The sequence below is a fragment of the Tropicimonas sp. IMCC6043 genome, from assembly GCF_004146235.1.
Taxonomy (GTDB): domain Bacteria; phylum Pseudomonadota; class Alphaproteobacteria; order Rhodobacterales; family Rhodobacteraceae; genus Tropicimonas.
In genome coordinates this window covers 39,324-64,194 of the sequence record NZ_SELO01000025.1, presented here as the reverse complement: position 1 = coordinate 64,194, position 24,871 = coordinate 39,324, and the positions used below count along the sequence as shown (strand labels likewise).

The following is a 24,871-nucleotide window of genomic DNA, read 5'->3' as shown; positions in this document are numbered from 1 at the left end:
GCTCGGCAACCTCTATCTGGTTCGACGGCGGCTGATGGCATGAGGACGAGTCCGTCCAAAGTGGCCTGCGACGCCACGCAGACGGCCCCGAAACCGCCAATCCTGGGACCTTCGGACGGGCCGCGGCACCCCAGAACATTCAGGCGGACTTCTCGGCGAAGCCGAACGTGTTGATCAGACGTTCCTAAACATTTCATATTGTTGACTTGATGCGCCTTCCGGGTCGCATTCTTTCTCGTGGACGCCGCCCAGTGCGAGCCTGGTTCGCCCTGCTCGGTCCTCCACGCGACCGGAAGCGTCGCCTGAGCGGATTCTTGCGAGCTTGATACGCCCCTGGCGGGGGTCTGTTGACTCCCGGAGAGACCGATCCTAGCAAATTCGCAAAGGTGACGACCATCGATGAGCGTCTTGCGGTGTTCAACGACCGAGTCTACCAAACCCAACAAGTTCACGTGGCAAGTGAACAACGGCAGGCGAGCAGAAACCCCAAGCCTGCATAAGGATCGGATCGGCGCTGCCCCGAATGCGCGGGTCCTGTGTATGTTGCTTGTGTGGCGGTGTTCGGTCGCAATGAGCAACCGCCGGAATACCTAAAAAAACCACAAAATGGCCCCTTTGTTTCCAGATGATGGCAATGGGGTGCAGAAAGCGTGAGGGACACATGGCAAGGAAGACGCGCCTCTCGGGCACCAACGATGACGACATCCTTTCTGCGATCGGCGAGTCAGCCCTTCTCGTAGGAGGTCGCGGAAACGACACGTACCTTGTCGACGACCAGGAAGACACGATCAGCGAGAAAAGCAACGGCGGAACCGACCGCGTGATCTCGTCAACCGATTGGATCCTGGGAGAATTCCTTGAAATCCTGGAACTCACCGGGAGCGAAGACCTCTCCGGGACGGGCAATGACGAGGACAATATTCTTCTGGGAAATCAGGGCAACAACAGCCTCTACGGGCTCGGCGGGGACGACATGTTGTTCGGTGACGCCGGAGATGACCTTCTGGCGGGCGGTGGCGGATCGGACGAAATCGACGGAGGCGAAGGAGTCGACACGGCGATTTTTGAGGGATCGTTTGCTGATTACACGTTCCTGTGGGACGGGACCGATCTCTTGGCAACCAACTCTCTCGGTGAGACCGACGTTCTTCGGAATGTCGAGTTCCTGTCCTTCGACGATCAAGTCGTCGACGTCGCAGATATTTCGACCGAGTCAACGGATAGTCCAGTCGCAATGAGTGACGCCGCCCTTGGCAACGAGGACGAAGAAATCACGATTCGGGTTCTCGACAACGATATCGGCAAGGACATCACCCTGGTCTCGGCAACCTCTGGCGCCAGGGGTCTGGTCATGATCAACGGCGACGGAACGATCACCTACCGGCCGAACCAGAACATCAACGGCAGCGACCAGTTCAGCTACACCATCGCAGATCCCAACGGACGAACATCGACGGCGACGGTGGCGGTGAACATCGCGGCGATCAATGACGCTCCGGAAGCGCGCAACGACACGTTCGCGACCCTTGTCGACTCCGAGTTGAGCCCCGGGGTGAGTATCCTCGGGAATGACAGCGATCCGGATGGAGATACTCTTACCGTTCAACCCGCCACTGTCCTGACAGCCCTAGGTGGAACCGCACAGGTTGGCGCCGACGGCATGATTACATACACGCCGCCATCCGGCGCGTCGGGGACCGACAGCTTCGAGTATATGGTGGACGATGGGCAAGGTGGCCAAGCGACCGCGACTGTGTTCATCGAGATCCTGACCCCGGAAAACGCCAGTCCGATTGCGACCAACGACAGTTTCTCCACGACTGCCGACGTGTCCTTCACGAGCGACACCAGTGTCCTGGCAAACGACAGTGATCCCGACTCGGACCCGCTCCGCATTTCCGGATATGACCAAACGAGCGCGAATGGCGGCAGCGTCACGATGAATGATGACGGCACGTTCACTTACGTTCCCGCGGCAGGCTTCTCTGGCAACGACGATTTTTCCTATTCGGTCAGCGACGGCAAAGGCGGCACCGCGACCGCCATCGTCTCGATCGACGTCCTGAGCGATGCGGTAGCGCCATATTACGTGGAAGCCCTGACGAGCGACACGGACAGCACGCGCCTGAACTATCCGGGCGAAATCGGGTCGGCCGTGACCGTTACCTACACGTTCCTGGACTCGGTTCCCGCATATTACGGCTCCGCCGACAGCACATTTCAGGCTTTCAGCGATCAGCAAAGATCCGTCACGCGCGACATCCTTAAAATGCTCGAGAGCTTCACAAATATCAGCTTCGTCGAGGTTTCAAGCGCCGCGGACGCAACGATTACCTTTGGAACTGCGGAGTTCAGCGGCGACAGTGATGGAACCGCATGGCAACCATTCGGCAATTCGGTCGGCGATCGCTATAGCGATGTGTGGATCGACTCCGCCATTTCCGGAGACACTTTCACTGTCGGGTCCTACGCCTACTCGATCCTGCTTCATGAACTTGGCCATGCAATCGGCCTTGACCACCCTATTGGTCTGGATGGGATGGAAGACAACCGCCAATACAGCATAATGTCCGGCCTTGAGCATCAGACACATTTCGGGGATGTCGACGGATTCCAGATCTTCGATATTGCCGCGTTGCAATATCTCTACGGGACAAACGAAAACTTCGCACTCGAAGATAGTGTCTATTATTTCGACGACCTCGATAATCGCATTGTCACCATTTGGGACAGTGGAGGAATCGATTCTTTCAACATGTCCGGGGCAACGCATTCCGTGACACTGGATCTTTTCGGAGGGAGCTTCAGCACGGTTTCCTCTTCTGGAACCAATAACATTGCGCTCGCCTTTGGCGTGGAGATAGAGAACGCAATTGGCAGTGATTTCGACGATCGGATTATGGGAAATGATCTCGCGAATGCCATCTTCGGTGGACTGGGTGATGACATCCTAACCGGCTGGGATGGCGACGACGTTTTCCTGTTCGGCGAGATTTGGGGTCATGACGTGATCACGGACTTCCAGGCCGGGTCCGACAGGCTCGACTTCTCGAAGACCGGCGCGAGCTATTCGGATCTCGGTATCAGTCAGACAGACGACGGCATCACGATCTCGTTCAACGCAAACTCTCTGCATCTCATCGGCGTGACGGCTGTCGAAAGTGCAGATTTCCTGTTCTAGGTGATCTGTCCCAGCATCGGGTGGATCGGAGTCTTCCGTAGGTACCGCTGGCACACTTCACTTGACTTCGCAACGGGGGCGCGGGCAAGCGAGGCCAATACCGGTTCTCCGTGATCAAAGCGCGTCAGGGACCGCGTGGAGACCAGATCAATCCGTCCCGGGGCACGGGCGCACTTTCCCGTGAGTTGCCCGTCGGAGGGTCAGGGAATCCGGTCAAGGAAGTGCCGGATCTCGGCGACCGCTGGCCCCGGAACGTCGCGGAGACCCATGATGTGATCGTGGTTCTGCAACTCGACCCGTTTCGCCCACGGATAGCAAGCCATGTTGTATTCCACCGCCTTGCTTGTCAGCATCGACCCTCTCTCCGGATCCCCGTCAAGAAACATCAACGGGGCGCGGTACTGTCCGGGCCAGCGCCGCAGTTCAGGCACACGGATCCAGCTTTCCAAGCCCTCGGCCCAAGGGGCGAAGGTTTCGGGGTCAACCCCACTGAGATGAACTGCGCGGCCTTGGATGTCTTCTTCACTCATCTCGTCCGCCCAGGAGCGACCGTCCGATGTCGGTACCCCGCGCAGCCTGAAAGCGAGGTCATCGACGTCTTTGGCAGCCCGCATTGCCATCAGCATCGCTTTCACCGAGCTCGTGTCTGTGCCGTGCGCAATGACGTGGTCATCCGGATCCAAAGGCTGGTCGATGCTGACAAAGGCACTGAAAAGATCTGGAAAATCATTCGCCGCCGCGAGGCCGAACCATGCGCCGGCGGAGTGGGCCACACCGAAAGAGGACGGACCGACCACCTCGCGCAGAAACGCCACGGTGTCCTCGATGTAGTTGGAGATCGTGTAGGGCGGGGACCATTGCGACTGGCCCTGTCCCCGCAAGCTTAACGCAAAGACATGGTAATCTGGCGTGAGTTGCTCGAGAAGCGGTTGATATTCGGTCCAATACCTGGGGAAGCCAGGAAGGAACACGAGCTTCGGACCATTGGCGGCGCCTTCCCCGTAGTTCAGGCGCACTCCGTTCAGATCGACAAACTTTGATTTCATGGCCACTTCTCAAACCTTGAGCGGACGAATGGCGCGGATTTCACCTTCCCGACGACGAGTGGGTTGCCGCTGCATCTCCGGCGAGCTTGGCGAGTTCCGCGGCGCGAAAGACGCAGTGGGTGTTGAATTCTGCCGCGGCACCTGCGGCGTCTACGATCGTCGCTGCCTTCACAGTTACGCGTACACTGTCTACACTCTCAACCTACACTCTCTACACTGTCGGCGTCCATAATCCGCAATACGTCCGGCTTGCCGATCATGACGTAGGGCTCGACATTTCGGCGTCGGTCGAGCGGGCCTTTCAGCATAAGATCGAGTGAATTCAGTCCTTTTAGGCTCCAGCACTGCGTCGATCCATCAGAGGCGACTTGCGCCGATACGGTACGTGGTCACGAAATCCTTCCCCGCCGACAGAGTCAGCGCCGTCGGAATGCCCGCCTTCGCTATCGGGTTCTGGGGATTGGCGCCGATCTCGGGACCCAGATCAAACGCACCGCGAACCGGCTCGATCCCGACGGCGCTGAAGCGCCCATTCCAAGGGTACGCGCTCCGACCCCGGTTTGATATCCACAGGAGCACCGAGGGAAAGACCTCAGGGTCGTAGGCGACCCAGGCTTCATAGCCTTCGGCATGATTGCGCAAGGTGATTCGGCCATCGGCACCGAACAACTGCACAATCTCTTCGGTATCGAATGGCAAGGGCAGCCGGTTGAGCGAAAGTGCCCCGCCTGTCGCAGGTACGGAGGCGAGACTGTCAAAGCCCTGATCGGGGATCAGTCGCGAAACGCCGGGCTCGGTGGCGATCGGATAGCTGCGCCCTCCCCTCATACCATCGGCGCGGATCTCGGCAGCAGAAGGCATTTCGGGAACTGCAAAGACGGGATGCAGCGCGATCGGCAGGGCGACGTCCGCCCGCGCCGAAATCGTGAGCGAGATCTCGATCTCCGCTTCTCCGGGCAGCCCGTGGATCTCCCGCCGCAACCCGGCGATCGCGTGGTCTTGAGGATAGGCAATTTCCAGAACCACACGGCCCGGCGCGTGTTCCACGCAATCCCACGTGTTTTGCGACGAAAACCCGTGAAAATCCACGCCCGTTCCACTGGTCCTGCGAGCCTGCCATTGTGCCGGCAGCCCAGCGGGCGCCGTCGGCGCACCGAAAGGAACACAGGGCCACTCACCGCGCAGGCGCTTTAGCTGCGGTGGCAGGGCGTCGTGCTCCGGACCGACGTCATTCCCCCACGGAGCGGTGGCCAGCGGCGACACTGTCGTTCCGTCCGCCATCCGGAATTCCACCGGTCCGAGCATGGCGCCCACGGGCTCCACCCAGGCAACTCCATGATCCCAACTCATCTTCAACGGGGACATGCGGTCAGTTCTCCGGGTACAATGCAGCAGTCATTCTCGCTTGTTTAGACCGGGCAACCTTCAGATTCCACATGCGCATTTCATCCCTCGTGCGTCGGACAGCGACACGACACAGTGCAGCACCGGCGTCTCGCCCCACCCCGGGCGCGCCTCTGTTCCCACGCACGCCACAGTCCGGTTCATCAGGTCGCCGTGGACCGAACCAACCCTGGCAGATTCGACCTCGACACCGCGTTGGCGACGGCATTCCGGAAACCGGCGCGGTCGGGCCTTTCGGCGGGAATGGAAAGCTCAAAGAAGTTCATCACGGTAAGTGGTCAGCCGCAATCGCGCAGTCCGGTCTCAGTCGTAGGGTCAGGATCCGCAGCAGTGCAGCAGCGGTCCGATTGGAATCAATATGCGGCCGGCCTGCCATGCGCCGACTGTCTCTGACTCCCGCTTGACCCCTCCAAGATTGCAACCGGATAGCCTGTGGTGTTGAAGAGGACCCGGGGCCGGGCCGACACATGACCCCAATACCCCGAGCGCTCCGTCGCGCATCGGCCGCACACATAATCCAGCCGGCCGCGCTGGAAAGGAAGCACGTAACGCCATGACATCTCTCCCAAAATCATTTCGCCTGGACGGCAAGGCCGCCCTCGTCACCGGCGGTGCGAGCCATCTTGGATACGACATCGCCTCGGCGCTCGCGTCGGCGGGCTGCTCGGTGGCAGTTACTTCGCGGCGCCCGGAAAAGGCAGCGCAGTCCGCCGCAAGACTGGCTCAAGAGTTCGGAGTTCAGGCAGTGGGCCTCGCCCTTGATGTCAGGGACACCGCTTCCATCGACCGTGCGGTCGAAGAGGCAATCGGCGCTCTCGGGAAGATCGACATCCTGGTGAACAATTCCGGCGGCGGGGCCGGGAAGAGCGAAGCGATCCTGACCGAGCGCGATGTCGCGGATATTCGAGAGGTGATCGACAGCAATCTGACCGGAACAATCCTGGTCACCCGCTGTGTCGTGCCGGGGATGATCGAGCGCGGGGCCGGCAAGATCATCAATCTCGGGTCGATAGCCGGCATCGTCGGACGTGACCGTCGAATCTATCAGCCGTCCGGGATGAAGGGGCAGCCGGTGGACTACGCCGCCGCCAAGGCCGGAATCATCGGACTGACGCGCGATCTCGCCGGCTGGTTGTCGCCGATGGGAATTAACGTCAACGCGATCTCGCCCGGCGGGTTCGGCCCGCGCGACCTGCCCGACGATTTCGTCAGCGCCTATGGCGACAAGACACCGCTGGGGCACATGGGACGCGACGGGAAAGACATTCTGGGGGCTGCCCTGTTCCTGGCATCTTCGGCGTCGGACTATGTCACCGGCCAGAACCTTGTCGTCGACGGTGGCTTCTCGATCTGGAAATAGCCCGCGAAGACGCGAGCCCGGCGGCATGGAGGGGCGCCATGACCGCCGCACCGACGGCACTCGGCGCGTCAGGCGGCGCCAGCCATGGCCGTTTCTGTCAGGGGATCATTGCAGGCACTCATCTGAGCAATGAGATGCTCCATCATAACCGCAACCCGCTCCTGTGATCTGTCGCCGGCCGCCAGATTGTCGGTCTCGAAAGGATCGGCCCGCAGATCATAGAGTTCTTGCGCGCCGCCCTTATGCCAGACCAGCTTCATCCGGTCGATCTCGATCATCCGCCAGGACTCGGCGCCCATCCAGTCGCCCAAGGGCCTGTGAAGCGCGAAGAGCGGCCGGTCCGACGGTGGCATCCCGGACGACAGGTCAAGGCCGCGCCAGTCCTTCCGCGCTTCCAGTCCGCACAATCCCGCCAATGTCGGTGCGACGTCTATCAAGCTCACCGGCGCGTCGGTCCGCATACCAGATGGCAATCCGCCGGGCCAGCGCCAGACCATCGGCACCCGGATTGAGTCCTCGTAGGCGACCATCTTGTGCCAGAGGCCATGGGCGCCCAGGTTCTCGCCGTGGTCGGACAGGAAAAGAATGATCGTGTCGTCGGTGATCCCCTGTCGGTCGAGCTCTGAGAGCACCCGCCCGAGCTGATCGTCGATCAGAGAGCAGAACCCCCAATAGACGGCAAAGCTTTTGCGCCAGACGTCGAAATCGACGCCGTGATCGAGAAAGAGCCTCCGGTAGTAGCTGGTTCGGTTCACCTCGGGTTCACCCGGCTGAGGACCGAAATTCCGCGGCTCGACGACATCCGCCGGATCATACATCGAGAAATACGGTTCAGGTATCATGAAGGGCGGATGCGGCCCGTTGAACGCGCAGACTTGGAAGAACGGGCGCGTCACGTCGCGCGTCCGAAGTTGCTCGATCGCGAAATCCGCGATGTAGGCGTCGTTCGTCTTCTGCGGCGGCATGTCGAGCGGCAGGGCCACAGGCGTGGACATCGAGGGCGTGCGATGGGTGCGGACGCGCGGATCGTTGAACGTCCACCCGTCCACCAGCCCCTGCTCACGACACCACGCGGAATAGTCTCGCGTGCTGTCGCCCGCGTCGCGGTCGGTGAAACGCCCGATGTTGTCGTGACCCATATGCCATTTCCCGGCATAACTGACCTCGTATCCATTGGCCCGGAACAGGTCCAACAACTGGCACTCGGTCAGAGAACTCGTCTGATTGTCGAGCATGTCGTTCTCATGCGGATAGAGCCCGGTGAACAGACTCGCGCGCGCCGGCAGGCAGAGCGGGCATGGCGTCATCGCGCGGTCGAAGCTCGTGCCGTCCCGCGCGAGGCCGTCCAGATGCGGCGTGCGGCAGGGTGTCTCGCCGCGAAATCCCATTGTGTCCGGGCGCTGCTGGTCGGAGATGACAAGAAGAACGTTAGGACGATCCGCCATCGTCACGCTCCATGAAATCCGGAATCCATCTGTCCGCCGCCAGCCGGATCCGCTCGACATCCTCGATCGTGGCCCCGTGATAGGGCCACATCAGGCGAGAAGAGATCTGCGCCCAACCTCCCGCAGCCGCCATCGCCTTGTCACAGGCGTATCCCGGTGTTCCCGACGCCAGGATCGGCGCGATAGCCTCCTCCATGAAGCGCGCGATGCGCTGCTCGATGTCCGCCGCCGCGTCCGGGGTGCTCCGACAGGTCGCAGCCCAGCGGACCGCTCCGCTCGGGTTGAGGCAGACCATGTTGGAATAGGCGCCATGCGCACCCTGCCCCACTCCACTCGCATAGAAGTGGCCGGGGATGAAAACGGACCATCGCTCCAGAACCGGCCGCATCTGCGCGTACCAGGCGGTGCCGCCGCCACCGCATTTCAGGCCGATCAGGGCCGGAACCGCGTCTGCCACCACTTCCAACTGGCTGGGCGAGAGAACCGTCTTCGCGTGTGGCGGGTTATACAGCACCAGGGGACAACCGCTGGCAGCCTCGGCACATGCCGTCAGAAAGGACAGCGCTGTCTCCAGGTCGATCGGGGTCCAGTCCGGCAACGTCACCTGGATCGCGTCCGGGCGCAGAGCGGCGGCCATGGCCACCCGATCGAGACTGCCATGTGGCAGAGGATGCGCCGCGCCGAGCTGGACGGGCAGCCCCGTCGCCCTTGCGGCCCGCACGGTCCTCTGCATGACCTGCCCGCACGTCGCATCGTCCTGGCAATGGAATTCGGTTGCAGTCCCGTTGCAGTAGATGCCGTCGCACCCTGCCTTCGCGAGGAAGCTCGTCTGCTCTTCGATGCAGTCCAGACGCGGGCTGCCGTCCTCCCGGATGTCGAGAAGGACGGTCGCCCAGACGCCGCGCAGTTCCGCCGCCTTCAGCATGGTCAGTTCTCTCCGACGGCATCCCGGCGCGTGGACAGATGGGTGCGCACGGCATCTGCCGCCGCCTCCGCGTCGCCACGCTTGATGGCCGAAACGATGGATTCGTGCTGTGCGATGACCCGGCTGTGGATCGCCTTGAGGTTCGGCCCGCTTTCGGGATTGAACAGGCCCCATTCGATCAGCGCGCCGTGGAACGCATCGACCACCGAGTTCCCCGAGATCGCCACCAGCACAAGGTGAAAGGCTCGGTCGGCATCCCGGAACGCCTCGGCCTCGCCGCTGGCGACCCGGCAGGCGCTCACGGCATCTTCGAGGACGCGTATATCGTCATGGGAGGCATCGCGTGCCGCGTCGAAGGCCGCTGCCGTTTCCAGCATCATGCGCAACCCGTAGAATTCCAGGCGCCGCTCATCATCGGCCAGCATGGCCGACACCATGTCAGTGATCGCATTCATCGCGCTTTCCGGCGTCGGCTCGATCACAACCGGCGCAACGCCCCGTTTCAAGCGCACGAATCCCTTGCGCTCGAGCATCAGGAGCGCTTCCTTCACCGACGGCCGGCCGACATCGAACATCTCCATCAAGGTCCGTTCCGAAGGCAGCTTGCTTCCGGCAGGGAACTCGCCACTGCGGATTGCATCCAGAATCGATTCCTGGATCTGTTCACTCAGTCGCGTGCGGCCGAGGGTCGTCTCCATCTCAAACCTCGACTTCGGCCGGCTCACCGAGGAGGCGTTCGGCCGCTGCTTCCAGCGCCTTTTTTGCCTCCGTGCCAAGCGGCGCAATCGGAGCCCGGCAGGACCCCATCGGGATCCCACGCAACTCGAGCAGATATTTCAGCGACGAGTTGACGCCGTGCGTTACCAGAACGTCGATCAGTTTGTTCATCTGGACCTGAATCCCGCGCGCACGTTCCACATTTCCTTTCGCATAGGCGCTCGCCAGCGCGAGCACCTTGTCGGCCTGCACGTTATAGGTGGAGCCGACACCACCATCCGCTCCCAGGGCGAGACCCGCAAGCAAGGTTTCATCGAAACCGTTCAGGATGGTCTTGTCCGGCATCTCGCGGCGAAGCCGCTCCAGCGCATAATGGTCCGAACAGGTGTTCTTCACGCCCACCACGTTGGGAAGGCTCATCAGTTCGGCAAGTTGCCCGGTGCTGAACCGCACACCGGACAATGCCGGAAAGTTGTATACGAGAAACGGCAGATCCGACGCCGATGCCAGCGCCTGGTAATGCGCCTTTATCTCGGCAAAGGAAAATCCGTAGTAGAACGGCGGAACGGCCGAAACCGCATCATAGCCCGCCTCGACCGCCGTCTCGATCAGATCCAGTGAAAGCCGTTGGTTGATGTCGCCGACATGGGCGATCAGCATCGTGCGTCCGCCGGCGGCCTCGGCAGTCTGTCGGAGAAGCGTTTTGCGCTCTTCCGGCTGCATGAGAAACGCCTCGCCTGTGCTTCCGCCGACATACAGCCCATCCAGTCCGGTTGAGATGACATGGTCAACCAGGGCCCCAAGCGAACCTGCGTTGATGCCACCGCCATCATGAAACGGGGTCAACAGCGCAGCATAGTATCCCGAGAGCAGTTTCTTCTCCACGAGCGATCGTCCTCAGATTGTTAGATGCCAAAGTGGCATGACATGTTGACACCATGCTAGGTTGCTAGGTAACGTTCGTCAACGGTAAGTCTTGTCTGTTTGAATGTCGCGAAAGGGAGGACGACAAATGAACCATGCCACCAAAACCCTGGTAGTTGCCTTGGCGCTCGCCGCTATGGCCGGGACCGTACAGGCGCAGGCGCTCAAGTTTTCCACGAATGGAAAAGGAAGCGATCCCGACGTCGCGGCCATGAACGCCTGGGCGGAATATATCGAGGCGAACTCGGGCCTCGAGGTGGACGTGTTCGAGGGCTCCTCGCTCGTCGAACAGGGGAAACAGGGGCAGGCTCTGGCGCGTGGCACGATCGACGCAGCATTTATGTCGCCGGCATGGTTCGCCGAGGCCGCGCCGCAATGGGAAATCCTCGCGACGCCCTATCTGCTGAGCGGTCCGGAGCATATCTGCGCCTTCCGCAACAGCGAGTATTGGGATCAGATGGTCGGCGAGGTCGAGGATGCGATGCAGCTCAAACTGCTCGACGCCGCCTACCAAGGCACCCGCACACTGAACCTGCGCAAGAAGAAGGACGTGAAAACGCCGGCCGACCTTGCCGGCATGTCGCTGCGGGTGGTGCCGTCGCCCTCCAACATCCTGATGGGCGAGGGCCTCGGCGCAAATCCGACGCCGGTTCCGTTCTCCGAACTCTATCTCGCGCTCCAGACCGGCACGGTCGATGCGCAGGAAAACCCGCTGACGCTGATCTACTCCCAGAAATTCTATGAAGTCACGGAGCAGATCGTGAACACCAAGCACAAGGCTCTCTTGCAGATGCCCGCCTATTCCTCGCGCAACTGGGCAAACCTGAGCGAAGAGGAGCAGAAGGTTATCGCCGAAGGTGCCGCTGTTGCGATGGCCGCCTACACCAAGGACGTGATCGATCAGGAAGCCTCCCTTCAGGAGAAGATCGAAGCCGAGGGCGTCGTCTTCACCGATCCCGACCGCGACGCTTTCCGCACGTCGGTTCAGGAAAAGTTCCTTAACAGCGAACTGGCCGCCAAGTGGGAACCGGGCATGTTCGAGAAGATTGCGAACCTGGAGATCCCCGAAGAGTGCCAGAACCTGGCACAGGACTGACCAAGATCCCGCGCCGGGCGCCCCAGGGCGCCCGGTGACGTCTGAAAGATCCGGAGAGGCAGATGGCAGAAGAGGCGCGTGCCCCGATGTCAAAGCTGGGGCTTTGGCACGGGCGTTTCCTTCGGTTGTGTGAATGGATCTCGGCGACAATGTTCGCCGTGTTGTTCCTGACATTTGTCGCACAGGTGTTCTGGCGCTACGTGCTGCGCGACCCGCTCGTCTGGACCCTCGAGGTCGCAGGCATCCTCTTCGTCGCCCTGAGCCTCTTCACGGCAGCCACGCAGATGCCCCTGCGCGAACATGTTGCGCTCGACCTTGTCATGGACATGCTTCCAAAAGCGATCTCCCGATGGCTTCGGGTGGTCTCTCTGTTGGTGTTCTCGGTGATCATGCTTTTGTCGATACCGGACACCATTCGCGTGCTGGAATGGATGTTCAAGGAGTTCACCTTCGCCCTCCACTTCAACCTCGGCTACCTGTTCGTGCTGATGATCGGTTTCGTCTGTGCCTACGCGGCCAAGGCGCTCTTCGACGGATGGCACCTCGCGCACGACGGGGCCCGGAAAGGCGACGCGGATGTCTGACGCCATGCTCTGGGCCACGGCCTATTTCGGCCTGCAGATCCTTTTCGGCCTGCCCATCGGCTTCGTGATGATCTCGACTGTCGTCGTCTGGTCGCTGGCCTCCGGCAACGATGTCAGCATGATGGCCGAACGGGTGATCTTCGCCTCGGTCGAGAACATCGTCGTGATTGCGATCCCGCTCTTCATCTTCACCGCGAAGGTCATGGACCATGGCGGCATATCCGACAGGCTGCTGAAATTCTGCCTGGCGCTGGTCGGCCACAAGCCCGGCGGGCTGGCGCAGGTCAACATCGTCTCATCGATCATCTTTTCGGGCATGAGCGGTGACGCGACCTCCGACGCGTCGGGGATCGGCCAGGTGCTGATCAAGATGATGCGCCAGGAAAACCGCTATCCGCCCGCCTATGCTGCCGCGGTGACAGTGGCCTCGTCGTCGATCGGCCCCATCATCCCGCCTTCCATCCCGATGCTCGTCTACGCCTTCTTCTCGGGCGCGTCGGTTGGCGCCCTGTTCCTTGCAGGGATCATTCCAGGGCTGCTGATGGGACTGGTGATGATGGCGCTCGTCGCGTGGCAGGCCCGCCGCCGCGGTTTTCCGACCGAGGAGAAGCCGGCACGCGGTGCGCTGCTCTCCACCACGATCAGCGCGATCGGGCCGCTGCTGATGCCGGTCATCCTGCTGGGCGGGATCTATTCCGGCGTCTTCACGCCGACCGAGGCCGCCGCGGTCGCCGGAGCCTATGCGATCCTGCTCTCCGTCTTCCTCTACCGGATGTCTTCGTGGTCGGCCCTCTATGACGCGCTGGTCGAGAGCGCACGCCAGTCCGGCATGGTCTTCCTGCTGATCGGCGGCGGCTTTGCGCTGAACTATGTCTTCACGGTCGAGAAGGTGACCGAAGCGATCACCACCTACATCCTCGCGATGCAGTTGACCAATCTGCAACTGCTGATGGTCGTCCACCTCGCCTTCATCATCATGGGCATGTTCCTGACCAAGGCGCCGATGATGTATGTCGTCGTGCCTGCCCTGCTTCCCGGGCTGATCGCGGCCGGGATCGACCCGGTTCATTTCGGCGTCATCATCGTGCTGAACATGATGATCTCCATGATCACGCCGCCGATGGGCCTGATGGTCTTCATCGTTGGCGGGCTCTCCAGGATCCCGGTCGGACCGATCTTCCGCGAGAGCGCGCCGTTCATCGTGACGCTCTACGCGGTGATGATCCTGATAACGGTGTTTCCGGAACTGGTACTCTGGCTGCCCAATCTGGGGAGTTAAGCGGGATGACCTTCCGAAACGTTCTTTTCATCGGGGTCGACCAGATGCGCAGCGACGTTGCCGGGCCGGAAAAGACAGTGCCGGCGCTCACGCCGCATCTCGACCGCCTGCATGCCGAAAGCGCACGCTTCACGCGGGCCTATTCGCCCTGCCCTCTTTGCTCCCCGGCTCGCGCCTCGATCTTCACCGGCGACTATGCGTTCCGGCATGGCATGGGCACGAATTGCGACATGTATCACAGCCTGTCCACCGAATTAGCCGATCCCTCGCGCCTCTTGCACCATCCCCTGCTGGACGCCGGATATCGCTGCGGCTTCATCGGCAAGTGGCATGTGGGGACGACGCTCGGCCCGGGAGCCTTCGGCTTCGAGGGCATGGATCTTGCCGGCTATGGCAACGTGACCCGCTCCAGAGGATTTCTCGACTACCTGAAGCGGAACGGGCTGGACTACACCGTCGAGCCGACGACCTATTTCAACCCGGACGAACAGACGATGGCCGCGGGCCGCTGGCACGGACCGGTGGAATCCACCCCGTCCTACTACCTCACCGAGGAGACGATCGGGCTTCTGTCAGAGTTCAAGGCGTCCGGCGCCCCCTTCTTTGCCACCGTGCAATACTGGGACCCACACCAGCCGCATCTCGTCGCCGACGCGTTTCATGGAATAACCGACCGCTCCACGCTGTCGCCATGGTACAACTTCGCCGACGACCTGATGTCCAAACCCCGCCGCGTGAAGCGCGAGCGCGACGATTTCTATCGGCTGCATCCGCGCACGGAGAACGACCTGATCGAGTATATTGGCCAGTATTGCGATCACATGGCCATGCTCGACGCCCAGATCGGCCGGCTGCTTGCCTGGCTCGACGAGAGCGGGCTTTCCGAGGACACGCTCGTCGTCTTCACGTCCGACCACGGCGACATGACAGGGGCGCATGGCGGGCTCATCGACAAGGGGCTGCTCTACGAAGAAGCGATCCGCGTTCCCCTGCTCTTTCGGCACCATTCGGTCCGGCCCGGTCCGCGCGACATCCTCGCCACCAATATGGACATCATGCCCACCCTCCTTTCCGGTCTCGGGATAGAATACGGCGAGCGGCATGGACGCGACCTGACCGCAGCACTGAAGGACCCCGCCACCCGGGTGCGGGAGGCGCTTCTGATCGAGTATCACGGCCTGCGGTTTCTCTATTCGCAGCGGGCACTCCTTTCGGAAGACGGCTGGAAATTCATCTTCACCCCGGGCGACGAAGATGAACTCTACGATCTGAACGCGGACCCGGATGAGCTCGACAACCGCATCGATGATCCAGCCGCGAAGGCTGTCCTCGACCGGATGCGCGACCTGATGATCGCCGAGACCGCCCGGCAGGAAGATCCGCTGCGGGATTGCGTCGCCAAGTTCAACGGCCGCTGGCGCACCGGATCGGGTCAGTTCGATGCGACAGCGGCGTATCTGAAGACCTGAAGCGCCCCACCAATCCGGCCAAGATCCGGGCCGACCAGGGCGGCGCGTTCATGTCTCGGGACATGCGCCGTTGTTCCTACGGGCGGTGTCGTCGACGTCTCGCGACCGGGCAAATGTCCTTCCAGTCTTGCTGGGATGGGTCGCGCCGAGTCCGCACTGCTTCGCAACCGACGGCCACCGTGCCCATCAGCTCCAACGACTCGAGCGGCGTACTGATTGCGCAGCATTCTGAGGGAAAGCGTCTCGACGACATTGGCGTATTTCGCTTCGTGCGTGTTTCCGAACAGATGCGCGCCGCCAAGAAACCTTGGCCGTCGCGCAGGCTGCTGTCCGCGAGCCGCACAGAACGGGTCAAAGCCGCCCGCAAAAGATCAAATCCAGTGCAAGGCGCACAAAAATGCGGCAAGGTAACGGCAGAATATCCCGTCACAGACCACTTCATCTTGCGCGACAAAAGTGGCCATGCTCTCAATTCTCAAGACAACCGAAAGTATCGACGGCAATCGAGCCCCATCCCCCTCCAGCTGAGGGCATGGGGCTTTCTGTATTCGGCAAACGCCAGGTGAACGAAACGTGGAAAGCGCATTCCAGATCGGGCTGATCTTCTCGCTGAGCGGACCCTATACGGCATTGGGTCGGGCCTCTCTCGATGGCGCGCTCATGGCGGTGGACGAGATCAACAGCGAAGGGCGCGTGTTCCTGCAGGCGATCCACGGCGATCCGGAAGGGGTTCCCGCCCGGTACGAACAGTTGGTCGAGGAACTGACACGGAACGGTCGTGTGCGGCACATCGTCGGCGGCATCACCTCCTGGTCCCGCAAGGACATGATCCCGGCACTGGAACGCAAGGGGGCGCTTCTGTGGTATCCCTGCCCCTATGAAGGCTTCGAGTGCAACGATCACGTCGTCTATCTCGGAGCCTGTCCGAACCAGCATCTGCTGCCGCTGATGGACCATGTGATTGCCAACGGCAAACGCCGGGCCCTGCTGGTCGGGTCGAACTATGTCTGGGGCTGGGAGACGCTTCGCGTGGCCCGGGAGCAGCTTTCCTCGCGGGGCGTGGAGATCGTCGGCGAACGGTATCTGCCACTCGGGGACACCGACTGTTCCAGGGTGATTGCCGACGTCGAGACTTTCGCGCCGGACCTGATTGTCGACAGCCTGATCGGCCCATCGAACCACGTCTTCATGCGCGAGCTCGGGCAAATCGCAACGGGTGCAGAGCGTCCCCTGATCGTCAGCGCCAACCAGACCGAGGCCGACCTTGACTGCCTCGGCCCGGCAGCGGACGGGATGCTGTCAATGGGCGCTTGGTTCGAGAGCCTGGCCGGCGATGCCATGGACGATTTTCGGGCGCGCATCGCTGCACGGTACGGCGACGATTATCGCGCGTCCTGCAACTTCGCCACCGCCTATGCCGCCGTCCAACTGCTGGCCAAGGGCCTGACAGCCGCCGGATGCGACGATCCGGATACAGTGTTCTCGGCCCTGGCTGGGCACCCCCACGACACCGTGCTTGGCCGGATCGAGATCAATCCGGTGTCCCGGCACACGAGCCTTGTGCCGAGGCTGGCTGTTGCCGATTCCGGCGCGTTTCGGATCATCTCCGATGCGGGGCAAGCCGTGCCTCCCGACCCCTATCTGACCGCACTGCCCACCCGGCCCATCCGCCGCGCTCCCAATCTGAGGATCGTTTCATGACCGGCGCTCTTGAGATCAATTTCGCGGGGCGCACCGCAGCAATCCTGCACCCGGCAAAAGGCGTCCGAAAGCAGCTCATTGACCGTTTGTCGGCCCTTGGTGTTGTGGCCGCCGGTCACTGGCCAACGCTGCCGGAAGCGGACTTGGCGTTCGATTTCCTCTTGGTCGATATCGACATGGGCCATGATGAGCAAATCCCCTGGGAGCCCGGCAGCGCGCCGATCCCGATGATCGGCCTGATCCGCTCCGAGAGCCCCGGACGGCTCGACTGGGCCCTGCGGCATAACTTCGACGCCTTCCTGTCCCAGGCGGCTCCGGGGCTGATCTATTCCAGCCTCGTCGTGGCAACCGCGAAATGCGACGAACGACAGCGCATCGCCATGCGCGAGGCCGAAACCGCGCGACGCGCCGGGATGCGGCAAATGCTGATCCAGGCGGTCATTTCGCTCATGCAGCGGGACGACATTGACGAGATCGCGGCGCTGAAGCGCCTGAGGGCCTTTGCCATGATCGAGCGGCTGCCGCTCGAAGACGCAGCAGCACGTCTGCTGGAAAAGTCGGAAATGAAACGCGGGGGCGGTCGGCGGTGAGTGAAACGGCTGCGATACTCGCTCGACCTGCAAGGTCGCGCAACGTCGCCTGGGTTCTGCGCGAATTGTTGCGCCGGCCGCGCTCGGCCTTCGGACTGATCGTCATCGTCATCCTTGTCGCTGCCGCGCTGCTGGCGCCCTGGATCATGCCCTACGACCCGAATGACCAGATGTTCGACGGGCTGAGCCTGGAGGGCGCGCCTCTGCCGCCATCTTCCCGGTTCTGGCTCGGAACGGATCTTCTGGGGCGCGATCTCTTCTCCCGCCTGATCCTCGGCACCCAGACCTCGCTTATCATCGGGGTGCTCGCCAATGGCATCGCCATTGTGCTGGGCGCGACCGTCGGCATCACCGCCGGCTATTTCGGCGGCTGGGTCGGCGGCGTGCTCATGCGCTTCACCGACCTGATGATGGCTTTCCCGGCGCTGCTGCTCGCCATCGTGCTCGCCGCGATCTTCAAACCCTCGCTGCTGATCGTCGCGCTCGTCATTGCCATGGTGAACTGGGTCCAGATGGCACGGGTGATCTACACCGAGACGCGCTCCCTTGCGCAGCGGGAGTTCATCGATGTGCAGCGCGCCATCGGATCGTCGACATGGCGCATCCTCGGTCGCCATATCCTGCCGCATCTCGTCTACTCGATCATTGTCTTCGGAACGCTGGGCATCTCGACGACCGTGCTTCTGGAAGCCACGCTCAGCTATCTCGGGGTCGGCGTACAGCCCCCGACCCCCTCCTGGGGCAACATCATCTACGAGAACCAGACCTATTTCGCCAACGCGCCATGGCTGGTCTTCTTTCCCGGCATGGCCATTCTGCTTCTGGCGCTGTCCTTCAACCTGCTCGGCGACGCGCTCCGCGACACGCTCGACCCCAAACTGAAGGGGCGGCACTGATGTGGGGCTACCTGATCCGTCGGCTCGGCGAGTCGCTGCTGATCCTGCTCGGCATCAGCCTCGTGACGTTCGCGCTGCTCTACCTTGTGCCGGCCGACCCGGCGCGCCAGATCGCCGGCCGTTCCGCCACCGCAGAGACCGTTGCCAATATCCGCGCCCAGCTCGGGCTGGATCAGCCGTTCTACGTCCAGTATTTCCGCTACCTCGGCAACCTGCTCTACGGCGATCTCGGCCGCTCCTACCTCCAGCGAACGGAAGTCTCCGAACTCATCGCCGCGCGCATGCCGGCAACGCTGCTGCTGATGCTTGCGGCCATCGTGGTCGAGCTGATCATGGGGCTCACCATCGGCGCCATCGCCGCCATCCGGCGCAATTCCGCCCTGGACCATTCGCTGATGGTCTTCTCCTTCGTGACCATCTCGGCACCGCAATTCGTCGTCGGCATCCTGTTGCTCTACGTCTTCGCGGTACAGCTTCAATGGTTTCCGATTGGCGGCTACGGCACCTTCTCCCATCTCGTTCTGCCCGCCATCACCATCGGGCTTCTCGGAACCGGCTGGTATTCCCGCATGATGCGCTCCTCGATGATCGACGTGCTGGCGCAGGACTACGTCCGGACCGCCCGCGCCAAGGGACTTGGACGGTTGCGCATCCTGGTGCGCCACGTCGCCCCCAACGCGATACTTCCCATCATCGCCATGATCGGCATCGACATCGGCCTTTTCATGTCCGGCATCGTCGTCGTCGAAAGCGTGTTCGGCTGGCCCGGGATCGGCCAGCTGGCCTGGCAGGCAATCCAGCGCGTCGACATCCCCATCATCATGGGCGTCACGCTGGTCTCGGCCTGCTTCATCGTCCTGGGCAACCTGCTGGCGGATCTCGTCGCGCCGCTGGTGGACCCGAGGATAAAACTGAAATGACGACGAGAAAGAACCAATCCGCCCAGCCTCGCCTTTGGCCCGGAATCAAGCCGAAGGCGCCGGGCCAGCGCCGGACCGAGGGCTGGCGCTTTGTCGAAGCTGGGCGCACCGCTCAGACGTCGGAAGACGGTGGCTGGCATAACGCGCTTCCCACCCACGTATCAGCGCCACCCCTCGGTCCGGCGCTGGCCCGGCTCCCGTTCCGCGGGTGTCCGGCGCATCCCCCTGAACGAAACCCAACAGGAGAGAGAAAACAATGAAGACAACATTGATGACCAGCGCCCTCGCGCTCGCGGCCGCTCTCGGCACGGCGCAGGCACAGGATTTCACCGACGCCAAGCAGGGCGGCTCGATGATCGTCACCTACAAGGACGACGTCTCCACCCTCGACCCGGCCATCGGCTACGACTGGCAGAACTGGTCGATGATCAAGTCGCTCTTCGACGGGCTGATGGACTACGAGCCGGGCACGACCGTGCTCAAGAAGGACCTCGCGGAGGATTACACCATCTCCGAGGACGGAACGGTCTTCACCTTCAAGCTGCGTGAGGGCGTGAAGTTCCACAACGGCCGGGAACTCACGGCCGAGGATGTGAAATATTCGCTCGACCGCGTCACCAACCCCGAAACTCAGAGCCCCGGCGCAGGTTTCTTCGGCTCCATTGAGGGTTATGACGCGATGGCTTCCGGCGAGGCGACGAGCCTTTCCGGCGTAATGGTGATCGATCCCTACACGGTCGAGATCAAGCTTTCCCGCCCGGACGCGACCTTCCTGCATGTCATGGCGATCAACTTCTCCTCCGTCGTGCCGAAGGAAGAGGTCGAGAAATATGGCCCGGATTTCGGAAAGAACCCGGTCGGCTCCGGCGCCTTCAAGCTCGCCGACTGGACGCTCGGCCAGTCACTCACCTTCGAGCGCAACATGGATTACTGGCACGAGGGCGTGCCGAAGCTCGACCAGATCACCTTCGAGATCGGGCTTGAACCCATCGTCGCGCTCCTTCGCCTTCAGCAGGGACAGGCCGACATCCCGGGTGACGGCATCCCGCCGGCGAAGTTCCTCGAAGTGACCGAAGACCCGGCCTACAAGGACTTCGTGATCGAGGGCGGACAGCTCCATACCGGCTACATCACCATGAACGTCAAGATGCCGCCCTTCGACAACGTCAAGGTGCGCCAGGCGATCAACATGGCGATCAACAAGGAGCGCGCGGTGCGCATCATCAACGGCCGCGCCGTGCCGGCGAACCAGCCGCTGCCGCCCACCATGCCGGGTTATGCGCCGGACTACGAGGGCTATCCCTACGATCCCGAAGCCGCCAAGGCGCTGCTCGCCGAAGCGGGCTTCCCGGACGGGTTCGAGACCGAGCTCTTCGTCTACAACACCGACCCCAACCCGCGCATCGCCCAGTCCTTCCAGCAGGACCTCGCGGCGATCGGCATCACCGCCGAGATCCGCAACCTCGCCCAGGCCAACGTCATCGCGGCCGGTGGCGAGCCGGACCAGGCGCCGATGATCTGGTCGGGCGGCATGGCCTGGATCGCGGACTTCCCGGACCCGTCGAACTTCTATGGCCCGATCCTCGGCTGTGACGGCGCGGTTCAGGGTGGCTGGAACTGGTCCTGGTACTGCAACGAAGAACTGGATGCCGCGGCCGTCGAGGCCGACGCGATGACCGACCCGGCGATGGCCGCGGAGCGCGAGGCCAAGTGGCGCGACATCTACCTGAAGATCATGGAAGACGCGCCCTGGGTGCCGGTCTTCAACGAGCAGCGCTACACCATGCGCTCTGCCAAGCTGGGTGGTCCGAACGAGATCTACGTCGATCCGGTCCACGTTCCCGTCAACTACGACTATGTGTTCTCCAACGATGTGCAGTAACTGCGACCACACGATCCACGGTCGTCATCATCATTTCGGGTGGGATCGTTCGATCCCACCCGTCGCCACCGTGGCCCCGGGCGAGAGCGTGTTTTTCGAATGCCTCGACAGCTCGGGAGGGCAGCTTTCGACCGACGCAACGCTCGACGATCTGGCCGCGCTCTCCTTCGACAAGGTCAACCCTGTCACCGGGCCGGTCGTGATCGACGGCGCCGAGCCGGGCGACGTGCTCAAGGTGACAATCGATGCCTTCACCCCCTCCGGTTGGGGGTGGACGGCGAACATTCCGGGCTTCGGCCTGCTCGCCGACCAGTTCGGCGACCCGGCGCTGAACATCTGGAAATACGATCCGAAGAGCCTCGATCCGGCACTCTACTGCGAGATCGCACAGGTGCCGCTCAAGCCCTTCGCCGGAACGATAGGTGTCGCGCCGGCCGAGCCGGGACTGCACTCGGTCGTCCCGCCGCGCCGGGTGGGCGGCAATCTGGACATCCGCGACCTCGCCGCGGGCACCACGCTCTACCTGCCGGTGGAGGTCGAGGGGGCGCTGCTCTCGGTGGGCGACACCCATGCCGCGCAGGGCGATGGCGAGGTCTGCGGCACGGCCATCGAGAGCCCGATGGACGTGGCGCTGAGCTTCGATCTGATCAAGAACGAGCCTCTGAAGTTCCCGCGTTTCACCACGCCGGGGCCGGTGACGCGGCATCTCGACACCAAGGGCTACGAAGTGACGACAGGTGTCGGACCGGACCTGATGGCCGGTGCGCGGGACGCGCTCTCGGCCATGATCGACCTGATCAGCGCGCGCTGGAAGCTGAGCCCGGTCGAAGCCTACATGCTCTGCTCGGTCTGCGGCGATCTCCGGATCTCGGAAATCGTCGACATGCCGAATTGGGTCGTGTCCTTCTACCTGCCGCGCGCGGTCTTCGAATGAGCGCTGCCGCTGAAATCTCCGGGCGCGAAGCATCGCGCCCGGTCCTCACCGTGAAGGGCTTGACGATCCAGGTCGCCACGCCGGAAGGCGCCAAGATCGTGGTCGAGGATCTCGGCTTCACGCTGAATCACGGCGAGACCTTGTGCCTTGCCGGCGAAAGTGGCTCCGGGAAGTCGATGACGGCGCTTGCCATCATGGGCCTGCTGCCCAAGCCGATGGCGCGGATCGCCTCCGGCTCGATCACGCTCGCCGATGGCACGGAGCTGACCGGGCGAAGCGAACGGGCAATGCGGAAAATCCGCGCCCAGCGGATCTCGATGATCTTCCAGGAGCCGATGTCCTCGCTCAACCCGGTGATGACCATCGGCAAGCAGCTTGAGGAAGTGCTCCTTGAACACGGCATGTGTTCCCGCAGCGAGGCCCCTGCCCGCGCGCTCGACCTGCTGCGCGACGTCCAGCTTACCGAGGCCGAGAAGCGCCTCGCCCAATATCCACACGAGCTTTCCGGCGGAATGCGCCAGCGGGTGATGATCGCCATCGCGCTGGCCTGCAATCCCGAGATCCTGATCGCCGACGAGCCGACAACCGCGCTCGACGTTACCGTGCAGGCCGAGGTCCTCGAACTGATCCGCGCGCTCCAGCGCGAGCACGGCACCACCGTCCTGATGATCACCCACGACATGGGCGTTGTCGCCGAAATGGCAGACCGCGTGGTTGTCATGCGCAATGGCAAGCAAGAGGAGGCCGCCCCGGTCCGCGAACTCTTCGCCGCACCGAAAACCGCCTATGCGCGGGAACTGCTCGCCGCCGTTCCCCGGATCGGTGCCGCCCCGACACGGCCGGAGCTTGAACGAACCCGCCACACGGTCGATGTCGAGGACCTCTGCGTCCGCTTTCCGATGCGCGGCGGCCTTCTGAACCGTGTCAACGCCCGCCTGCACGCCGTCGAAGGCGTGAATTTCCGCATCGCGCCCGGCGAAACGCTGGCGCTGGTGGGCGAATCCGGGTGCGGCAAATCCACCATCGGCAAGGCCATGCTCTCGCTCGTCCCGTACGAGGGGTCGATCCGCATCGAGGGCCAGCAGATGGCGGGCCTTTCCCCGCACGCGCTGAAGCCGATCCGCCGCAACGTCCAGATGATCTTCCAGGACCCCGGCGCCTCGCTCGACGCCCGCATGACCGTCGGCAAGCAGGTCGCCGAGCCGCTGGTCGTCCACGGCCTCGCTTCCGGTTCCGAATTGCAGGACCGCGTGGAGTGGTTGTTCCGCCGAGTCGGTCTGCCTGCCGATCATATCGACCGTTTCCCGCACGAATTCTCCGGCGGCCAGCGTCAGCGCATCTGCATTGCCCGTGCCCTCGCCCTCCGCCCCAAGGCCATCGTTGCGGACGAGAGCGTCTCTGCACTCGACGTCTCGGTGCAGGCTCGCGTGCTGGAATTGCTGCGCGAGCTGCAGGAGGAGGAAGGGCTGGCCTATCTCTTTATCTCCCACGACATGGCGGTGATCGATCAGGTGGCCGACCGGGTCGCGGTGATGAACCTTGGCCAGATCGTCGAGAGTGGTAGCCGCGACCAGGTCCTCCGCGACCCGCAGCACGCCTACACCCGCCGCCTGCTCTCGGCCGTTCCTTTCCCGGACCCAACCCGCCAACGCCCGCCGGTCATCGCGCGCGAGGGGCCGGTGGGCTCCCCAGTTCGTCCGCTGGACGACCCGGCCCCGCGCTTTCCTCTCGCAGAGGTTGCCCCGGGCCACTGGGTCGCCGGCGACGCCGCCTGATTTCCCGAAAGGACGCCAACCATGAGCTGGAAAACCGCCTATCGCTCCTTCTACTACGAGACCGCCGAGGAGCCCGAGGATATCGTCCTGCCACCGTCCGAGACGGCGCTTCTCGTGATCGACATCCAGAATACGTATCTGGAGGTTCCCGTTGACCCGGCCGAGGCCAGACGCTGGGCACCTTTCCACGAGCGGATGCACGAAATCGTCATCCCCAACACCCGCAGCCTGCAGGACTGGGCGCGCGCGAGCGGCGTCGAGGTCATCCATGCGCGTATTGCCTGCTTGAAGGAAGACGGCCGAGACCGTTCGCTCAGCCAGAAGAAACCGGGCTTCAACTACCTCCTCTTGCCGAAGGATCGCGAGGACAGCCAGATCGTCGCGCAGGTCGGGCCGATGGGCGACGAGATCGTCGTCACGAAGACCACCGACAGCGCGCTGACCGGCACAAACCTGCGGATGATCTTGCACAACATGGGCATCCGGAACGTGATCGTGGCCGGTATCTTCACCGACCAGTGTATCTCCTCTTCCGTACGCAGCCTGGCCGACGAGAGCTTCAACGTGGTCGTCGTCGAAGATTGCTGCGCGGCCGCCACCGAGGCCCTGCACCGCCACGAGCTGGAAGTGATCAACATGATCTACTGCCACGTGGTGAGCATGGCGGAGGTCATGAGCTTCGAGAAAGGCTAACGGGTTGTCAGCAAACGGCCCAGCCCGGCGGCGCCACCATCACCCACATT

Annotated in this window: 21 protein-coding genes; 15 read left to right on the top strand and 6 right to left on the bottom strand. The window is 62.6% G+C overall.

The window, feature by feature from the left end; translation table 11 throughout:
• The first annotated feature begins 661 nt into the window (after positions 1 to 661).
• Entirely contained in the window at positions 662 to 3,181 is a 2,520-nt protein-coding gene (locus EU800_RS18745; RefSeq protein ID WP_165354732.1) for an Ig-like domain-containing protein, read from the top strand.
• 200 nt (positions 3,182 to 3,381) lie between these two features.
• Here the strand turns inward: EU800_RS18745 and EU800_RS18740 are convergent, their stop codons facing one another.
• Both EU800_RS18740 and EU800_RS18735 read right to left on the bottom strand, forming a co-directional pair.
• On the bottom strand, positions 3,382 to 4,227 hold the full coding sequence (locus EU800_RS18740) for an alpha/beta fold hydrolase (RefSeq protein WP_129634582.1): 846 nt from the start codon (positions 4,225 to 4,227) through the stop codon (positions 3,382 to 3,384).
• 357 nt (positions 4,228 to 4,584) lie between these two features.
• On the bottom strand, positions 4,585 to 5,592 hold the full coding sequence (locus EU800_RS18735) for a hypothetical protein (RefSeq protein WP_129634580.1): 1,008 nt from the start codon (positions 5,590 to 5,592) through the stop codon (positions 4,585 to 4,587).
• Positions 5,593 to 6,184: 592 nt separating this feature from the next.
• Here EU800_RS18735 and EU800_RS18730 point away from each other — a divergent pair.
• The gene (locus EU800_RS18730) at positions 6,185 to 6,991 is read left to right on the top strand and encodes an SDR family NAD(P)-dependent oxidoreductase (protein WP_129634578.1); all 807 of its coding nucleotides are present in this window, start codon (positions 6,185 to 6,187) and stop codon (positions 6,989 to 6,991) included.
• A gap of 68 nt (positions 6,992 to 7,059) precedes the next feature.
• Here the strand turns inward: EU800_RS18730 and EU800_RS18725 are convergent, their stop codons facing one another.
• From EU800_RS18725 to EU800_RS18710, 4 genes are read right to left on the bottom strand one after another with little or no spacing between them, the layout of a single operon-like run.
• Entirely contained in the window at positions 7,060 to 8,436 is a 1,377-nt protein-coding gene (locus tag EU800_RS18725; protein WP_165354731.1) for a sulfatase, read from the bottom strand.
• Complete coding sequence (locus tag EU800_RS18720; protein ID WP_129634574.1) at positions 8,420 to 9,361, bottom strand: dihydrodipicolinate synthase family protein; 942 nt, start codon at positions 9,359 to 9,361, stop codon at positions 8,420 to 8,422. The genes EU800_RS18725 and EU800_RS18720 overlap by 17 nt, the downstream gene beginning before the upstream one ends.
• A 2-nt stretch (positions 9,362 to 9,363) precedes the next feature.
• On the bottom strand, positions 9,364 to 10,059 hold the full coding sequence (locus EU800_RS18715; protein WP_129634572.1) for an FCD domain-containing protein: 696 nt from the start codon (positions 10,057 to 10,059) through the stop codon (positions 9,364 to 9,366).
• A 1-nt stretch (position 10,060) separates the two neighbouring features.
• On the bottom strand, positions 10,061 to 10,963 hold the full coding sequence (locus tag EU800_RS18710; protein ID WP_129634570.1) for an N-acetylneuraminate lyase: 903 nt from the start codon (positions 10,961 to 10,963) through the stop codon (positions 10,061 to 10,063).
• Positions 10,964 to 11,090: 127 nt separating this feature from the next.
• Between EU800_RS18710 and dctP the strand changes: the two genes are divergently transcribed.
• The 13 genes from dctP to EU800_RS18645 all read left to right on the top strand — a co-directional run bounded on the left by dctP (position 11,091) and on the right by EU800_RS18645 (position 24,821).
• Positions 11,091 to 12,098, top strand: coding sequence for a TRAP transporter substrate-binding protein DctP (dctP, locus tag EU800_RS18705; protein ID WP_165354730.1), 1,008 nt, complete (start codon positions 11,091 to 11,093; stop codon positions 12,096 to 12,098).
• A gap of 62 nt (positions 12,099 to 12,160) precedes the next feature.
• On the top strand, positions 12,161 to 12,682 hold the full coding sequence (locus EU800_RS18700; protein WP_129634566.1) for a TRAP transporter small permease: 522 nt from the start codon (positions 12,161 to 12,163) through the stop codon (positions 12,680 to 12,682).
• Positions 12,675 to 13,961, top strand: coding sequence for a TRAP transporter large permease (locus tag EU800_RS18695; protein WP_129634564.1), 1,287 nt, complete (start codon positions 12,675 to 12,677; stop codon positions 13,959 to 13,961). Before EU800_RS18700 ends, EU800_RS18695 begins: the two co-directional genes overlap by 8 nt.
• A gap of 5 nt (positions 13,962 to 13,966) precedes the next feature.
• The gene (locus EU800_RS18690) at positions 13,967 to 15,430 is read left to right on the top strand and encodes a sulfatase-like hydrolase/transferase (RefSeq protein ID WP_129634562.1); all 1,464 of its coding nucleotides are present in this window, start codon (positions 13,967 to 13,969) and stop codon (positions 15,428 to 15,430) included.
• Between the two features lie 179 nt (positions 15,431 to 15,609).
• On the top strand, positions 15,610 to 15,996 hold the full coding sequence (locus EU800_RS18685) for a hypothetical protein (protein ID WP_129634560.1): 387 nt from the start codon (positions 15,610 to 15,612) through the stop codon (positions 15,994 to 15,996).
• A 7-nt stretch (positions 15,997 to 16,003) separates the two neighbouring features.
• Positions 16,004 to 17,131, top strand: coding sequence for a transporter substrate-binding protein (locus EU800_RS18680; protein WP_165354729.1), 1,128 nt, complete (start codon positions 16,004 to 16,006; stop codon positions 17,129 to 17,131).
• The gene (locus tag EU800_RS18675; protein ID WP_129634556.1) at positions 17,128 to 17,721 is read left to right on the top strand and encodes an ANTAR domain-containing response regulator; all 594 of its coding nucleotides are present in this window, start codon (positions 17,128 to 17,130) and stop codon (positions 17,719 to 17,721) included. Before EU800_RS18680 ends, EU800_RS18675 begins: the two co-directional genes overlap by 4 nt.
• Entirely contained in the window at positions 17,718 to 18,617 is a 900-nt protein-coding gene (locus EU800_RS18670; protein ID WP_165354728.1) for an ABC transporter permease, read from the top strand. Before EU800_RS18675 ends, EU800_RS18670 begins: the two co-directional genes overlap by 4 nt.
• Complete coding sequence (locus EU800_RS18665; RefSeq protein WP_129634554.1) at positions 18,617 to 19,537, top strand: ABC transporter permease; 921 nt, start codon at positions 18,617 to 18,619, stop codon at positions 19,535 to 19,537. Before EU800_RS18670 ends, EU800_RS18665 begins: the two co-directional genes overlap by 1 nt.
• Positions 19,538 to 19,793: 256 nt before the next feature.
• Positions 19,794 to 21,419, top strand: coding sequence for an ABC transporter substrate-binding protein (locus EU800_RS18660; RefSeq protein WP_129634552.1), 1,626 nt, complete (start codon positions 19,794 to 19,796; stop codon positions 21,417 to 21,419).
• Entirely contained in the window at positions 21,409 to 22,353 is a 945-nt protein-coding gene (locus EU800_RS18655; protein ID WP_129634550.1) for an acetamidase/formamidase family protein, read from the top strand. The genes EU800_RS18660 and EU800_RS18655 overlap by 11 nt, the downstream gene beginning before the upstream one ends.
• Positions 22,350 to 24,128, top strand: coding sequence for an ABC transporter ATP-binding protein (locus tag EU800_RS18650; RefSeq protein ID WP_129634548.1), 1,779 nt, complete (start codon positions 22,350 to 22,352; stop codon positions 24,126 to 24,128). Before EU800_RS18655 ends, EU800_RS18650 begins: the two co-directional genes overlap by 4 nt.
• A 21-nt stretch (positions 24,129 to 24,149) precedes the next feature.
• Positions 24,150 to 24,821 carry a cysteine hydrolase family protein gene (locus EU800_RS18645; protein ID WP_129634546.1) on the top strand — a complete coding sequence of 224 codons (672 nt, stop codon included), beginning with the start codon at positions 24,150 to 24,152 and terminating at the stop codon, positions 24,819 to 24,821.
• The last annotated feature ends 50 nt before the right edge of the window (positions 24,822 to 24,871 follow it).